The organism is Alicyclobacillus pomorum DSM 14955, from assembly GCF_000472905.1.
GTDB lineage: Bacteria > Bacillota > Bacilli > Alicyclobacillales > Alicyclobacillaceae > Alicyclobacillus_A > Alicyclobacillus_A pomorum.
On record NZ_AXAR01000005.1, the window covers coordinates 204,056 to 219,419 of the forward strand.

At 52.1% G+C, this 15,364-nt stretch carries 19 protein-coding genes and 1 pseudogene; 14 read left to right on the forward strand and 6 right to left on the reverse strand.

Annotated elements, in window-relative coordinates; translation table 11 throughout:
- Positions 1-44 precede the first annotated feature (44 nt).
- Positions 45-215, forward strand: a complete 171-nt coding sequence (locus tag YWK_RS21405) for a GapA-binding peptide SR1P (RefSeq protein WP_156909064.1) — start codon at positions 45-47, stop codon at positions 213-215.
- A 945-nt stretch (positions 216-1,160) separates the two neighbouring features.
- The gene (locus YWK_RS21830) at positions 1,161-1,331 is read left to right on the forward strand and encodes a hypothetical protein (protein ID WP_156909065.1); all 171 of its coding nucleotides are present in this window, start codon (positions 1,161-1,163) and stop codon (positions 1,329-1,331) included.
- Between the two features lie 265 nt (positions 1,332-1,596).
- Here YWK_RS21830 and YWK_RS0107275 read toward each other — a convergent pair whose 3' ends face one another.
- Together YWK_RS0107275 and YWK_RS0107280 are read right to left on the reverse strand one after the other, a co-directional pair.
- Entirely contained in the window at positions 1,597-2,220 is a 624-nt protein-coding gene (locus YWK_RS0107275) for a superoxide dismutase (protein WP_211231384.1), read from the reverse strand.
- A 342-nt stretch (positions 2,221-2,562) separates the two neighbouring features.
- Positions 2,563-3,363, reverse strand: a complete 801-nt coding sequence (locus tag YWK_RS0107280; protein WP_026964282.1) for a hypothetical protein — start codon at positions 3,361-3,363, stop codon at positions 2,563-2,565.
- Positions 3,364-3,457: 94 nt separating this feature from the next.
- Between YWK_RS0107280 and YWK_RS0107285 the strand changes: the two genes are divergently transcribed.
- Entirely contained in the window at positions 3,458-4,387 is a 930-nt protein-coding gene (locus YWK_RS0107285; RefSeq protein WP_026964283.1) for a phosphotransferase, read from the forward strand.
- A 12-nt stretch (positions 4,388-4,399) separates the two neighbouring features.
- On the opposite strand, the gene YWK_RS22390 is transcribed toward YWK_RS0107285, so the two are convergent.
- The gene (locus tag YWK_RS22390; RefSeq protein ID WP_245578541.1) at positions 4,400-4,606 is read right to left on the reverse strand and encodes a hypothetical protein; all 207 of its coding nucleotides are present in this window, start codon (positions 4,604-4,606) and stop codon (positions 4,400-4,402) included.
- 59 nt (positions 4,607-4,665) lie between these two features.
- On the opposite strand from YWK_RS22390, the gene YWK_RS22395 reads away from it, so the two are divergent.
- Positions 4,666-4,830 (forward strand): hypothetical protein, encoded by a 165-nt coding sequence (locus tag YWK_RS22395; RefSeq protein WP_245578542.1) that lies wholly within the window; start codon positions 4,666-4,668, stop codon positions 4,828-4,830.
- A 472-nt stretch (positions 4,831-5,302) separates the two neighbouring features.
- On the opposite strand, the gene YWK_RS0107300 is transcribed toward YWK_RS22395, so the two are convergent.
- Entirely contained in the window at positions 5,303-5,653 is a 351-nt protein-coding gene (locus tag YWK_RS0107300) for an ATP-binding cassette domain-containing protein (RefSeq protein ID WP_026964284.1), read from the reverse strand.
- Between the two features lie 127 nt (positions 5,654-5,780).
- On the opposite strand from YWK_RS0107300, the pseudogene YWK_RS22400 reads away from it, so the two are divergent.
- The 3 genes and pseudogenes from YWK_RS22400 to YWK_RS0107310 form a co-directional block, all read left to right on the forward strand.
- A pseudogene (locus YWK_RS22400) lies at positions 5,781-5,837 on the forward strand (hypothetical protein); the annotation flags it as partial.
- 160 nt (positions 5,838-5,997) lie between these two features.
- Positions 5,998-6,144 (forward strand): hypothetical protein, encoded by a 147-nt coding sequence (locus YWK_RS22405; RefSeq protein WP_245578550.1) that lies wholly within the window; start codon positions 5,998-6,000, stop codon positions 6,142-6,144.
- A gap of 126 nt (positions 6,145-6,270) precedes the next feature.
- Positions 6,271-6,963 (forward strand): response regulator transcription factor, encoded by a 693-nt coding sequence (locus YWK_RS0107310; protein WP_026964286.1) that lies wholly within the window; start codon positions 6,271-6,273, stop codon positions 6,961-6,963.
- Between the two features lie 4 nt (positions 6,964-6,967).
- Here YWK_RS0107310 and YWK_RS0107315 read toward each other — a convergent pair whose 3' ends face one another.
- Both YWK_RS0107315 and YWK_RS0107320 read right to left on the reverse strand, forming a co-directional pair.
- Positions 6,968-7,540: a hypothetical protein gene (locus YWK_RS0107315; protein ID WP_026964287.1), complete on the reverse strand. Its 573-nt coding sequence runs from the start codon at positions 7,538-7,540 to the stop codon at positions 6,968-6,970.
- 306 nt (positions 7,541-7,846) lie between these two features.
- Positions 7,847-8,884 carry a zinc-dependent alcohol dehydrogenase family protein gene (locus YWK_RS0107320; RefSeq protein WP_026964288.1) on the reverse strand — a complete coding sequence of 346 codons (1,038 nt, stop codon included), beginning with the start codon at positions 8,882-8,884 and terminating at the stop codon, positions 7,847-7,849.
- Positions 8,885-9,401: 517 nt separating this feature from the next.
- Here YWK_RS0107320 and YWK_RS0107325 point away from each other — a divergent pair.
- The 7 genes from YWK_RS0107325 to YWK_RS0107355 form a co-directional block, all read left to right on the forward strand.
- Positions 9,402-9,812, forward strand: a complete 411-nt coding sequence (locus YWK_RS0107325) for a universal stress protein (RefSeq protein ID WP_245578549.1) — start codon at positions 9,402-9,404, stop codon at positions 9,810-9,812.
- Positions 9,813-9,830: 18 nt separating this feature from the next.
- The gene (hpf, locus tag YWK_RS0107330) at positions 9,831-10,373 is read left to right on the forward strand and encodes a ribosome hibernation-promoting factor, HPF/YfiA family (RefSeq protein WP_026964290.1); all 543 of its coding nucleotides are present in this window, start codon (positions 9,831-9,833) and stop codon (positions 10,371-10,373) included.
- A 484-nt stretch (positions 10,374-10,857) separates the two neighbouring features.
- Positions 10,858-11,814 (forward strand): ubiquinol oxidase subunit II, encoded by a 957-nt coding sequence (locus YWK_RS0107335; protein WP_051375307.1) that lies wholly within the window; start codon positions 10,858-10,860, stop codon positions 11,812-11,814.
- Positions 11,815-11,874: 60 nt separating this feature from the next.
- Positions 11,875-13,797 (forward strand): cbb3-type cytochrome c oxidase subunit I, encoded by a 1,923-nt coding sequence (locus YWK_RS0107340; RefSeq protein WP_051375328.1) that lies wholly within the window; start codon positions 11,875-11,877, stop codon positions 13,795-13,797.
- Entirely contained in the window at positions 13,794-14,447 is a 654-nt protein-coding gene (gene cyoC / locus YWK_RS0107345; protein ID WP_026964293.1) for a cytochrome o ubiquinol oxidase subunit III, read from the forward strand. The genes YWK_RS0107340 and cyoC overlap by 4 nt, the downstream gene beginning before the upstream one ends.
- 1 nt (position 14,448) lies before the next feature.
- On the forward strand, positions 14,449-14,784 hold the full coding sequence (locus YWK_RS0107350; RefSeq protein ID WP_026964294.1) for a cytochrome o ubiquinol oxidase subunit IV: 336 nt from the start codon (positions 14,449-14,451) through the stop codon (positions 14,782-14,784).
- A 44-nt stretch (positions 14,785-14,828) separates the two neighbouring features.
- Positions 14,829-15,364: protoheme IX farnesyltransferase (locus YWK_RS0107355; RefSeq protein WP_169727150.1), on the forward strand; the 536-nt coding region annotated here is incomplete at its 3' end.

Genomic DNA, 15,364 nt, shown 5'->3' on the forward strand with positions numbered 1-15,364 from the left:
TAATTGACAAATGGTACATACCAATTGCGGAGGGGATGTACAAAATGACCATCATTGTCTGTCAAGATTGTAATGACGTCGTAGACTATGTTGACGGTGAGAAAGTTGAAGTGCTGTACGGGAAATGCACAGGTTGCCAGTTACCAACGGAGCAGCAAGGTGAGGTCATCGTGCAGCACCATCTAGGTGCACACGTCAAGGTTGTAAGCGCTTAATTCACTCTCAAATGCTATGAGCGTAACACGACAATTGTGAATGTTTCCATCATACAATCTCGGGATGTACCTGTAACCGACTTTCCGCTACATGATCATTTCAGTCAGACAAAAGCCATCGGAAGCGATGAAGGACGACTTCATCGGTTTTCGGTGGCTTTTTGTGTCGAAGATGAGAACGACTGTCCGGGTCGCATCTCGCCATCCCGATGTTTCGCAACGAAGGTCCTCGATGGACAAAGGGACCGATCTTATTGGAAACGTTGCATCCAATGTAGACAATCCACCGATGTATAAAACTATGGGTCATTTGCCTTCACGGACGACTTATCGGTTGTACTTTTTTACGCAGGAGCAGTCTTAAATGGACGAATGACTAGGACTTGGCTGACTAGATGGTCATACATGTAGTATTACTTCGCGCAAAGGGAGAGTGTCAGAGATGGCTGAAAAACAGTATGGATACCAACCACATGACCACGCTAAGTACAAACATGTACACGAGTATGAATCTGTTTCTGAGCCCGAGTACAAGTATCATGATGAATCGCCGGCAGTACAACCAAAATACACTTACGCTCCTCATGTGAAAGCGACGGTAAAAGTACAGAAAGTGAAAAAAGTATACGATCCAGGTTACACCTCACATGCACCTCAACCCGCATCACATCACTGCCCGCCGATAGTGTGTGACCCACGATACGTTGTTCGGGATTGCTACGTCCCGCGTGAGGTTCCTGTGGTCCATCCTATCGTCAACGTCAACAGACACGTCATCGTGAACGTGCCGAAGCATTACTATCAACCCATCACAAAAAATGTGGTTGTTGATCCAGGATGCCCATGCCCATGCCCTCGCCCCCGACCCGGTCACTATTGACAGCGATTTGTACAGAGTGACCCACGTGTCGCACACCGCATGACGGATGCGGAGGGGGGTAACGAATGATGGACGGATTATTTGGTGGATATACCCGATGGGCAGTCGTATTCCTGATTATCTTCGTGTTGTTCTTCCTGTTAGTTCCTGGGTATGCTGGTTACACGGCAGCGGCAGCAACACCGTGCAGTGGATATGGCATGTACGATGGCTACGAATCTGGCTACGGTTATTGAATGTGTCGCAAACACCTGCCTTCTAGGCGGGTGTTTGTCACATATCATGGGAGTTTCGACAGCTGCCCGGCTTGACTGCGCTCGGTTCACTGGCCTTCCCAATAACGAAGACCGTTCTCCAACCACGCGAAGAAAGAGGAGGACGGTTTTCCACACAAAGAAAGGGCGGATACCGAGGCCCAACCGCCCGAGGTCCAACCATCGTCCAAACCAATGGATGGTCATCAGGCTAGGCCTTCGGAACGCCATTTGGAGATGTATCCACTCAGCCAAAGATACGAAACCGTGGTCGAATGGCTTTTTTGGTTTGTGCGTAGCGCTGGTTGATTACCGTCCAGTCGAGATTCCGAAAGAACGCATCGATGTATTCTCCGCGGGACGTTCCATAGTCAATGTAGTAGGCGTGTTCAAACACGTCCATCGGCAAAATCGGAACGGACTGGATGACGTGGCCGTTGTGCTGATCGTCTGTGATGTAGATGAACAGTTCTTCCCACTCGGGATCCAACGCGAGCACTGCCCAACCTCGACCGGACAACCCAGCACCTCGAAATTCAGCGAGAAATCGGTCATAAGACCCATACTGGCTCTGAATCGCTTTCACGATGTCTCCGCCAGGTTTGCCTTTCCCGCCGAGTTCGGCAAAGTACAGTTCATGCAATTTCACACCATCTAACGCATAACTTTCACCGCGTTTGAGGGCTCGAATGTCACTGTAGGTCGCATTGCCCTTGGCAAGGTCCACCTGTTCAAGCTTCGCCCGAGCTTCGTTCGCCTTGTTCACGTACCCCTCATAGAGTTTATAGTGCTCTTTGATGGTGCGCGCCGAGATGCCGTTGAGTTTCAACAGCCGATCCGGCAAAGGTCGTGCCTTGATTTCCTTATACACGCACATCCCCCCTCGACGTACTCCTTCACCACGGTTCAGTGGAACCCAGTGGATCTGACGACGTATCCTATGCCATCGCCCACCACTTGTGTCGGCATACGCCTAAGGGGCAGATGTACGAAGCAAGACACTCCCTACAACGTAGGGAGTGTGGTTCAGACTGCGCATCATGATGGAGAAGGTAACATCTGTTACGTGAGTGGACTCAGTCGACCTGTGTGGACATTGGACATCGTAGATGGCGCCATAGATTGGAACATCAGTCGGAATCAGATGGGAATTGCGAAGTATCTCGATGTCGTCCTGGCATTTTGGTGCAATGTTCCTCGTGCTTGGTACCGATTAAGGAGTGGTCTGAAGGTTTCCTGTGTCGGTCACTGTGATCCAGGCAATGGTCGCCGTATGTCCACCAAACGTTGTTCCGTCATCCCCTTGAAGTGGAGGCATCTGGTCATATACTTGAAAGACGTAATTCTTGCCGTCCATGTGGTCCAGGTGTACACGGAGATTCGGATCTGAGAGCTGGTCCTTGAACTTCTCCAACACCAGTAAATAGGCTTCAGTCACTGTGATTGGATGACCGACGTTCGAATCATCCGACGAGAATGAGTGATCGGCCGATGAGCGCGGATTCGACTGACTGGATGGCGCTTGAGGTTCGGTGTCAATTTTCCAGACAGCTCCATCCCAGCCGGAGTTGACGTGAAGTCGATTTAGGACTTTCATCACGTACCATGCAGGTATGTACGTCGTCTGTTGTCCCGAATTGGGGTCTTCCGCCACAATTTCGTTGACCTTTTGCACGAGGTGGCCATTTACATAAATCGAGCTCGATCCGACACCTGGCTGAACATCATTCAAATCCAGCGGCCGGGATGTGGTGAGGCTCCACGCATGGTTGTGCCACGTGCTATGAATATTGAGTTTTTCGAGCGCTTTCATGAGGTACCAAACCGGCATGTACGTGGTGTTGTCGTGGATGAAACCGTATGGTTTAGAGATAGGTTGTTGATTGACGACGATGGCCTTTTCATGTATGGATGGAGTATTAACATTCGCAAACGCGGTCAAAGGCATTGAAACGGCGGCAGTACTCGCACAAATGGTAGTAGCACACAGAGAAATCAGACTCTTCTTTTTCAATGAGACATCTCCTTCTCAGTCCTAATGTTCAGCATATATGGTTCGATAGAATGGTACATTTTATGTCGGTTTCCATCTTTATAGGAGGATTCTCATGAGCAAACCGTGGGCGGCTGACATTCCCATTACGGTAACACTGGTTCAGGATGTATTAGAGCGGCAGTTCCCGCAACTCGTCCCTATCCAACTCCGACCACTCAGCGAGGGATGGGACAACTCGTTGTTCCTGGTCAATGAGACATACGTGTTTCGCTTCCCTCGCCGTAAGATTGCCGTTGACCTCATCGAGATGGAGAATCGTATGTTGCCACCGTTGTCCTCACATCTCCCTGTTCCGATTCCGAATCCATGCTTTATCGGGCAGCCAACGAAGGAGTATCCGTTTCCCTTCTCGGGATATCCGAAACTGACAGGTACTGTGCCGTATATGATGCATCTCACGGACGAGCAACGTACTCAATCAGCCGTCCGTTGGGCTGAGTTCCTTCGTACTTTGCACGGCATTCCCACCCATCAAGCACTTGAATGGGGGATTGCTCGTTCGGACGATATGGGTCGCATGGACGTCGATAAGCGCATCCCTATATTTATCGCCAAAGTAGAAGAAGCGCACACGCAAGGGCTGATTGACAACCCATACGCTCTGCTTCACATCACGGAGAGTGTACCAACGACGGAGTACGTCAAGCAGCAGTGCAGTACTGTGGTTCACGGGGACTTGAACTTCCGAAATTTCCTGGTGAATGATGAGGGGGGCCTGTGCGGCGTGATTGACTGGGGGGACGCTCACATCGGTCACCCTGCCGTTGATCTCTCCGTTGTGTACAGTTTTCTCCCACCAAGTGCCCGACCTCTTTTTTGGAAGGCGTACGGTGACGTGTGTCCCGAAACGCGCTTGTTAGCCAAATTCCGGTCACTGTACACAAACATTGTCATTCTGCTCCACGCACATGACATTGGCGATAGACAACAACTCCTTGAAGCGAAGCGAGCCATTACGTTGTGCACCGATGAATCAGAATAAGTGTACTTCCGTTCAGTCATCCGAATCGCGGTTGGAAAAGACCGAGGATTTCTTGTGCTCCGAAAAAAACGGTTCCAGTTTCCGCAGTGATGCTTCTGGCAATCCAGCTTCAATCATGGGAAAGACAACGCGTTCCTCTTTACGGACGTGCTCACGCAATAATTCGCCAAGTTGACTCATCTTTTCATGGTGCGCATCGATGGCTATCTCGCTGACCAAACTCCGAATTCGAATATGTTCAAGAAGGAGCTCACGGATCTCGGGGATATCAATCGCTGATGTTTCGCAAATTCCGGCAGCAAGTATTCTTCTTCTTCGCGAAAATGTTCTCTGCCTCCGTGTTCCCAAAAATCACGCAACTTGTCTCGAATGACGTCAAGTGGTTCCTGTTGCTTTATCAGCATTTGCGCAACGACCAGCGCATGATGATGGTGTCTAGATAATGGCTGTAACGATGGATGTCTTTTTGTTGGCTTTGTATCCATCCTTCCGTCCTCCTCAAAGGAATCATTGCCTTGAATATTTATCCTAGATCCATCGCGACAGTGTAAGCCATGTGCCTGTGGTATCTTTATATATTGGGAAGGAGGCAATGGCTATGGACAAATACGGACCATTATATCATCGCAATGGGGCCAAGTTTTGGCCAAAGCCAATGGCCAAGCTTTTCATTGGCATTGTGATACTGATTGGGATCTGTGAATTCGTCCTAGGCACAATGTCTGCTCTGTAATCATCTTGGGCATCCAGTAACGATTGGTTTATGGGTGTATGAGTTATACGTCAACCATGTATGTTTTGTGACAGGAAAGACGGTGGATTCGCCATGATGCGATACCTCGCATCATCCTCAAGGCGGGTTACTCCGCCTTTCCATCCATCGTCTACCGCAAGTCATTCCTGCAGCATCACAAATTACGCTGGATTCGAACGCAACACTTCACGTTGCAATTCCCACATGGTGCGATACAGACCACCTCGCTCTAACAATGCGTAATGAGTGCCTCGCTCGACCATTCTTCCGCGCTGCATCACCAAGATTTCGTCCATCTCTTCAAGGCCAAAGAGGCGATGTGTGATATAAATTGTGGATCGTCCGACAATCACGGGACGCAGGGCACGTACAAAGCTTTGTTCAGTCACTGAGTCCAAAGCGTTTGTAGGTTCGTCGAACACAAGGATGGGTGCCGGTCTCAAGACTGCCCGAGCCAATGCGAGGCGTTGGCGTTCACCCCCAGATAATCTTGCACCTGCTTCACCAATCAAGGTGTCATAGCCTTATGTTTCACCCCGGGGAAACCATTGCCATCGTCGGACCCAGTGGTGCAGGGAAGATTTGCCAACATTGTCTGCACTTTGCAGGTTTCTCAAAGAAAATGGCTATAGTAAGGACGTGGATCTAGTCATATCTGGTGGCATTCGTACACCTGGCGAAATTTTGAAGGCGTTAGCACTGGGAGCCAGTGCAGTCAACTTGGGCTCCGCCGCACTATTTGCTGTCGCGCACGGACAACTGGATGAAGTTCTGCCATTTGAACCTCCAACGCAGTTGGCGTTGGCGGACGGATCATCGTGGAACAAGTTGGACCTAGAAACAGGGGGCCCAAAGTTTGGCGAATTTCCTGAAAAGCAGTTCCTTGGAACTGGAAACAGGGATCCGGGCCCTTGGAAAGACATCGATTCGCGAACTGAATCGCGAAGACCTTGTTGCGTGGGACCCAGACGTCGCACGTATCACTGAATTACCACTCGTATAGCACCTCATCTGTACTTCTCGGCTGAGAAATCCCAATCTTTGTACGGTCAGGTTTCGGATTCTACCCGTTTCGGTAAAATTGGTAGATGGTTGTAATGAGTGACTGAATCCAAGGGAGAGATTTCACATGAGTGAAAAAGCCAGTGGCTCGTCCATTCGCGTGATGGTCGTGGACGATCACGAACTGTTTCGCCAGGGTGTCAGCTCCATTCTGTCTCGTGAAGATGATGTGGAAGTGGTTGCAGAAGCCGAAAACGGTCGGGTGGCAGTGCAGAAAGCGAGAGAATATCGTCCAGATGTTGTGCTGATGGACATCAACATGCCGGTGTGCGACGGATTAAAAGCAACCCGACAAATCAAGGTGGATCACCCCGACATTAGAATCCTCATTTTAACGGTCACCGACACAGAGGAGATGTTGTTCGAAGCGATTAAGTCTGGCGCTTCTGGGTACGTGTTAAAGACCGTGACGCCAGCGTTGCTCATAGACAGTGTGAAGCGGGTGAGCGCGGGAGAACCTGTCATCCCCGGAAACTTGGCCATGCGCATCATCACTGAATTCTCAAGACCCGCTGAAGGGAAAGGGACTCCCGTCGTAGACCAGTTGACTGATCGCGAGGTGGAGGTGTTGCGACACCTCAGTACGGGCGCAAGCAACCGTGAAATTGCAAAGGCGTTGTTCATCAGCGAGAATACTGTCCGGAGCCATGTTCGGAGCATCCTCGAAAAACTGCACCTCGCGAATCGTGCACAGGCTGCAGCGTACGCTGTCCGGGAAGGATACGTGATGGATAGGACAAAGGACGAAGATTCATTGTAAGGAGTCACCGGCGCTTCGATTTTTCACCAGGGCGCTGAGACTGCTCCAGTTCATTGAACAATTGTTCCAACCTAGACAATTCATTGGTGGCTTGTTGAAGCGCCTGGTTTTCGTGATCTTCGTGTGTTGGGAACAGTAGAAAGCGAACCGCCGCCAGGGAAGTCCGCACTTCATTCACCACTGCCCATGGTAGAACCCATGCCGGATGTGTCTCAGCTCCGAGCTGCGCCCTCTGCACTTTTTTGTGCCGATATCCCAACCACCCAATACAAACGTAGCCGCCCCATTCTAAGAGAATCGCGCTCGCTATGTGTGTCGACGAATTGAACAACTCAACGCCGATAAACGACATCCCCGCGACCAACGCAACGGTCAGTCCCGCGAAGTACCCGACGGCGCCCATCGCCGTCATGGCAAACACAAACTCATGTCGTCCAGATGTCCAGCCCCAAACACAGATCCCCAGCGTGATGAGTGCAGCAATCAAAGTTGCACGGTTGCGGACAAAGGCGAGTGTCCTGTCGTCCAATTGGGACAACAGCACTCGTATACGGTGAACTTCCTGTATGACATTCATTGGTCTCTTCACCAGCTGCCGCCGTCAGAGGCGGGTCGTTGTTTCATGCCTTTATCATGGTAACCCAGCAACATTGTTCTCAACAGATAAAAACAATCTATCGTTCCAGGTCCATTTGGACGACGATTCCTAGTCCAAAATGACTATCCGTTCTCATGATGCAAAGACGTCATGTATCGTCTATCAAAGGGTACCGGCCATCGGGATCCACCGACATGAAAAAGATCCCCTTCACGCCGTTTGAAGGGGATCTCCACTGTTCCTGGCGGCCTAGCGGTGGTATAACTCGCCGCGGTTACGGTCTTGTCACTGGTAGAGTATGACCTTCAGCGCATTTTCTTTCCCGGCGTTTCCGAAGACATCGTACGCCTGTAGGATGTCAGACAGCGGGAAGTGGTGGGTGATGAGCAACTTGGGCTCAATCTTGCCGGCGACCACGGTCTTGAGCAGCATCGGTGTGGAATTGGTGTCCACGAGGCCAGTGGTTAAGGTGATGTTTTGAATCCACAGTTTCTCGAGGTGCAGATTGACGCTCTTGCCGTGTACGCCCACGTTGGCGATGCGGCCGCCAGCTCCCACAATACTTTGGCAGATGTCGAACGTGGCTGGTATTCCGACCGCTTCAATGGCGACATCCACGCCCTTGCCGCCGGTCAGTTCCAGGACGGCTTCCACAGGGTTGCCCTTGGAACTGTTTACGGTCTTCGTGGCGCCAAACTTCCGCGCAACTTCCAGTCGATTGTCATCCAGGTCCACCGCGATGATGTCTGCGGGGGAATAGAACTGAGCCGTGAGTAGCGCCGCCAACCCGACGGGACCGGTGCCGACAATGGCCACCGTGTCTCCCGGCTGGACCTTTCCGTTCAGGACGCCAACCTCAAAACCGGTGGGGAGTATGTCACTCAGCATCACGAGCGCTTCTTCGTCGACGCCGTCTGGTATCGGATATAGACTGGTGTCCGCATACGGAATGCGCACGTATTCGGCTTGCGTTCCGTCAATGAGATGCCCGAGAATCCAACCGCCGTCCTCGCAGTGCGAATACATGCCTTTCTTGCAGCTGTCGCACTTTGCGCAGGAAGTGACACAGGATATCAACACCCTGTCCCCAACCTTGAAGTTGTGGACGCCGGACCCCACTTCCTCAATCACGCCGACCCCTTCATGGCCCAGCGTACGCCCCTCGACGACCGCAGGTACATCCCCTTTCAAAATGTGCAAATCTGTACCGCAAATGGTGGTCTTCGTAATTCTCACAATCGCATCGGTGGGTGTTTCAATGGTCGGCATGGGTTTGTCCGCCCATTCCTTTTTACCGGGACCGCGATAAACGAGCGCTTTCATAGCCAGACCCCTCCTCCGTGTGTAAAACGACATGAAACGTCCGTGAAGTCTGAGGTTGTACTGCCGTCCCCACCTTTCGGACACTTTTACCCTAATTTCAAGGAAAGGCCGTGACAAGGTTCGTAAGGCCTATCTAGGTGTGAGGAACAGACTAGTCCATCCAAGCCCTTTGGATGGAACGGAGCTACCTCCAAGCATCGAGGGCCAGGAACGACACAAACGTCCGTGAATTATCATGGTTTGGTTTTCGTTCTCATATTCAGGAAGTTGTATCTGAATTTCAAGGAAAGGCCTTGACAAGCCTTGTAAGGCTCGTGGACCTCGGTCAAGTTTCAAGCTCGGAGATCCGTGGTAAACACTGCATCGTCACGGCGCGCCGTTTTTCAAGGTGACAACCAAGCTAGTCTTTGTGTCGCAGCCGGATGGTCCATATCAACTATGCCAAAATGGGTCATCCAGCGGATTCTCGTGTTTCCTTGTGTAAAACATAATGGACACGTCAGGAGGAGACGATGTGATGGATAGAATCTTGTTTGCGACTGACGGCAGTTATTCAGCGCAGAAGGCAGTCGGAATGGTCAACCATCTGATGCAAGCCTGGCCCAACGCAACGTTGTACGTCCTCTATGTGACAAAACCAGAGGGTTTCGATGAACGCGAGACCTCCGCATACGAACTCAAACGGTTCACGGAGATTGAACAAGCCGCACGAGCGGAATGGTTTCCAAACTGGTCTTCACAAATCGTGTTCAAACACATGTACGGGGAACCTGCCATCGCGATTTCCACATTTGCGAAGGAAAACGATGCGGATGTCATTGTGACGGGGAGCCACGGTAGTGGCGATGTGGACCGATTATTGGTTGGCAGTGTAAGTCACGGGGTGCTGTACTGTTCCCGAGTACCTGTATTGGTGGTCCGTGATTAGACGAGGAGGCTGACCAGGATGAACATCAAGGTACACGGAGCGCATTTGCAAGTCACTGATGCATTGTCTGCCTATATTGAAAAGAAAGCCGCTCGATTGAAGAAATACTTTGACACTGAACATGACGTGGACCTGTCTGTGACATTGTCCACGGAACGGACGCTGCACAAGGTGGAGATGATGCTTACCGTTTATGGATACCATTGCCGCGCGGAAGAGACCTCGGAAGACATGTACGCCTCCATCGACCTCGCTGTGGACAAGCTGATCCGACAAATTCACAAGTACAAGACAAAACTCAACGAGCGCTTTCGAAAGCATGGAATGGCAACGCGAATTCAGCCTTGCGTCGCCGAGGACAGAGTGGACACCTTTGAATCCGGGGCAAGAGTTGTTCGAGTCAAGCGATTTCTCATGAAGCCAATGGACGTTGAAGAAGCCTCTATGCAGATGGAACTGTTAGGACATGACTTCTTTGTATTTACTAATGCAGACACCAATCAAGTCAATGTACTCTATCGACGGAGGAACGGAGACTACGGCTTGATTGAAACATGCTAACTCCAATGTGCCAATCCACTCTCCAACAAGTCCGGCTGTAAACCTACGTGGACCGATTTTTCCTACTTATTTCTATGATGCGCAAAGGGCGCTCTTCACTGAGCGCCCTGTTTGTGTGTGGGGCAGACCTGCGCACATCGCTTGTTACATTTTGCGATGCATGCAACTCCCTGTTGATGTACATCAACCAGTATTCCAGAACTATGTCGACCTTTCGTATGAACTATCCACATAGTCCAAATGCACCATGTGCAATATAGCCGTTTTTCGTCTGTTGAGTTGCTCTACATCTCGGTACGCTGGTCAAGGAAGAACGCTACCGAAGAAAGGGGTAGGGCGAAGTGAAATCGAGATGACGCCATGGAGTTGAGTTTATGGATACGAGCATCATTCGGATTCGTGAGAGGGTCGAAACGGCGCATTGACACGCGCGTTCGTGCTTGAGAGCGATTGTGCGATATTGCTAGGAAAGGAGAGAGGTGCAGTGTTTCGAAGATTTTCCCGGCACCTCGGCAAGATCTCGGCCATCGTTGCCGCGGCTACGGTACTTCTCACGGGCTGCAGTCCGGAATACCAAGTACTCAATCCGGTTGGGCCTGTTGGCAGGACAGAAGAACATCTGATTATTCTCTCAACCGTTTTGGTTGCGATTGTACTCGTCCCTGTATTCATCTTGCTGGCCGTGATTCTGTATCGGTACAGAGACAAGCCAGGCAACACCGCTCCCTATAACCCGGAATGGGTGGATAGTCGGACGCTGGAGTATGTGTGGTGGGGTATTCCCATCGTCATCATCGGGATTCTCGCCGCCTTTACAGCGAAAACCATATTCACTTTGACCAAACCGCCGGAAGCGAACATCAAGCCCATCACGGTTCAGGTCATCTCGCTGAACTGGAAGTGGTTTTTCGAGTATCCGGATCAGAAAATCGCTACGGTCAACTACTGCGAGATTCCGACGGGCGTGCCCGTGCAGTTTGAGTTGACCTCCGACGCACCGATGAACTCGTTCTGGATTCCGCAGCTCGGCGGTCAGGAATACACCATGCCTGGCATGGCCATGCGGCTCTGGCTGCAGGCGGACAAGCCTGGTCAGTACAACGGATACGGGGCCAACTTCACGGGTGTCGGATTCGAACATATGAAATTTAAGGTCGTTGCGGCATCTCAATCCGACTTTAACGCTTGGGTAAATCACGTGAAGACCTCGTCACCCGTGTTGACGAAAGCTGGATACAACGAACTGAAGAAGGATGGCCTGGCAAACGAGGCTTCGTATTCTGCATATCCGCCTGGATTGTTCAACGACGTTGTGATGCAAAACGGCGGCCAGTACATGTACGGCAGTCAGACACCGAGCAACTCCAACAGCACGAAAAACAGCTCGGGCAACATGTCGAACATGAACATGGATATGTCGAATATGAACATGGGTCACTGACGAGAGGAGGAAACACCTGTGAACACCGTCCCACATTGGGGGATTTTCATTACGGAACCCATGATTCTCGGGTCCGACGTGTTGATTGTCCTGACGAGTGTGGCGATTGTCTTCGTGCTGACGAAGTTCAAGAAATGGGGCTGGTTGTGGCGCGAATGGCTAACCACTGTTGACCATAAAAAGATTGGCATCATGTACTTGATTGCAGCGTTGCTCATGCTCTTCCGCGGCGGCGTGGACGCAGAGCTCATGCGTACACAGCTGGCACTCCCGAACCTGTCGTTTTTGGATGCGGAGCACTATGACGAAATCTTTACGACACACGGCATCATCATGATTCTGTTCATGGCTATGCCGTTCATCTTTGCGCTGTTCAACATTGTTGTACCACTGCAGATTGGTGCACGGGACGTGGCCTTCCCGTACCTGAACGCCATCAGCTTTTGGCTGTTCTTCTTTGGCGCGCTGTTGATGAACATTTCGTTTGTCATTGGTGGGTCACCAGACGCAGGGTGGACCAGTTATCCGCCGCTCACGGAACTTGGGTTCAACCCCGGGCCTGGCGAAAACTACTACCTGCTCGCACTGCAGATCTCGGGTATTGGTAGTATGGCTACGGGTATCAACTTCCTTGTGACGATTTTGAAGATGCGCGCTCCGGGCATGACCCTGTGGCGCATGCCGCTGTTCACGTGGTCGGTTCTAAGTTCTTGTGTCATGATTCTGTTCGCGTTCCCGGCTTTGACGGTTGCACTCGCGCTGTTGTTGCTGGACCGCACGCTCGGTGCGCACTTCTTCACCATGCTGCACGGCGGCAATCCGATGATGTTCATCAACCTGTTCTGGATCTGGGGTCACCCCGAAGTGTACATCGTGATTCTGCCTGCGTTTGGTGTGCTTTCGGAAGTCATTTCCACGTTCTCGCGGAAAGCGACGTTCGGATACGGGTCCATGGTGTTTGCGCTCGTGGCCATCAGTATCGTCGGCTTCCTCACTTGGGTGCACCACTTCTTCACGATGGGCGCCGGCGCTGACGTCAACTTGTTCTTTGCCATTGCAACCATGGTCGTGGGCATTCCGACCGGGGTCAAGGTGTTCAACTGGTTGTTCACCATGTACCGAGGACGGATTCGCATGACGCTGCCCATGATGTGGGCCGTTGCGTTCATTCCGTGTTTTGCGATTGGTGGCGCGACCGGTGTCATGCTCGCTGTTGCACCGGCGGACTACCAGTACCACAACAGCTACTTCCTGGTTGCGCACTTCCATCAGGCGCTGATTGGAGGTGCGGTGCTCAGCCTGGTTGCCGGCATGTATTACTGGTGGCCAAAGATGTTCGGGTTTATGCTCGACGAACGCCTTGGCCAGTGGGGATTCTGGTTCTTTAACATCGGTTTCTACGTCTGCTTCATGCCGCAGTACGCACTGGGGCTCATGGGTATGACGCGCCGTATTTACACCTACCCAGCAGGGCTCGGCTGGACCGTCCCGAACTTCATCTCGACCATTGGGGCATACATGATGGGCATTGGGTTCCTGTTCATCGTCTGGCAGATCCTTTACAGCATCAAGCACGGTAAACGCGATGTGACGGGCGATCCATGGGATGGACGCACGCTGGAATGGTCCTTGCCATCACCGGCGCCGCACTACAATTTCGCCACCATCCCGACCATTCAAGGGCGTGACGCATGGTGGATGGCGAAGCAAGGAGAACTGGACAAGAAGGACTTCCTTCCTGACAAGGACGACATCAAGCCGATTCACATGCCGAAGAATTCGGGGCGTCCATTTATTCTGTCCGTCTCGTTCTTCATCATCGGCTTAGGGATTGTGTTTGGCGTCATTCCGTTTGAAGTGATTGGTGGCCTTGGCGTTGCCTTCTGTATGTTCCGGCGTTCGTTTGAATACGACACCGACTACTACGTTCCAGTGGATGAAGTCATCCACACGGAATCGGCACTGGGGAGGTTGCAAGGATGACCACGCTCGCCCATAACAACGTGGAGCACCACCACGGGGCCGGGGACCATGTTCACGTGGATTATCCCGAGAGGCCCATTGAATACCAGACCCAAGACGGTGCTCTCAAGATTCTAGGTTTCTGGGTCTTCCTGGCGACGGACCTCATCTTGTTCGCCTGCTTGTTTGCAACGTTTATCGTGTTGCGCACACATACAGACGGGGGACCGACGGGCAAAGAGTTGTTCGACGTCCCCATCTTCACGGCAGAAACGCTCATCTTGTTAACGAGTAGTTTTACGGGTGGTCTAGCGACCTTTGAGATGCACCGCGGCCATCGCAACCGAGTGATTGGATGGTTGATTGTCACCGCGCTGCTCGGATTAGCCTTCGTCGGTCTCGAGGTCAACGAGTTCGTTCACATGGCCCTGGAGGGCGCAACAATGCAGCGCAGCGCTTTCCTGTCCGCTTTCTTTACGCTGGTTGGAACGCACGGATGCCACGTGTCGCTCGGTATTCTCTGGATGACGGGCATCATCATTCAGCTGTTCCAGCGCGGAATTACGCCAATCACGGCGCGCAAGGTGTACATTGTCAACATGTACTGGCACTTCCTCGACGTCGTGTGGGTGTTCCTGTTCACGATTGTCTACTTGATGGGGGTGATGTGAGATGGCGGGACAACATCAAACGCCGACGGCCCATCACGAGCCGTCGTTTCCCTGGCAGTACGTCATTGGGTATGTGCTTTCACTGGTGCTGACGGTCATCCCGCTCTGGTTGGTGCTTGACCACGTGCTCACACCGACGCCGTTGACGATAGGGATTCTGTTCTGTGCCGTATTGCAGATTTTTGTCCAACTGTTCATGTTTATGCACTTTACGCACGGGGATGGCAGTGGGGAGCCTGCCTATCAGACGGTGGTCCTCTCGATTGGGTACTTCTTCACTGTGGTGTTTGCCGGTGCTTCGATTTGGATTATGTCGTTCAGCTCACAAGTTCAATAGCCCATGGAATGGTGTCGAATCCTTCCGGGAAGGAGGTGTCGCTCATGTCAGTCGCGCGAGCAGAGTCACTCGCAGTGAAATCAACGGTGGACAGTTCCTTCTGGAACATTGTGAAAGCCTATGTCACATTGACCAAACCTCGCATTACAGCGTTTGTGGTGTTGACGGCCTACTGTGCGGCGATTGCCGCACAGCGTGGCTTGCCAAGCTTTCGGGTGGCAGCGGCGTTGGTCGTCGGCTTGGCGCTTTCTTCGGGCGGATCGGCCGCCATCAACATGTGGTACGACCGCGATATCGACAAAGTGATGAAGCGGACGGCCAACCGCCCCATCCCGATGGGACTGGTTCCGGCGTGGGCGGCTTTGTGGTTCGGGTTAGCGCTTGGCGTTCTCTCCGTGGTGGTTTGCGCAGTCTGGTTAAACACCACGACGGCGGTGTTGTCGGTGGTCGGGTTCATCTACTACGCGGTCATCTACACGATGTGGCTGAAGCGCAGCACACCACAAAACATCGTGATTGGGGGCGGCGCTGGCGCAGTGCCGCCGCTCATGGGATGGGCCGCAGTCACGGGGCACGTGAG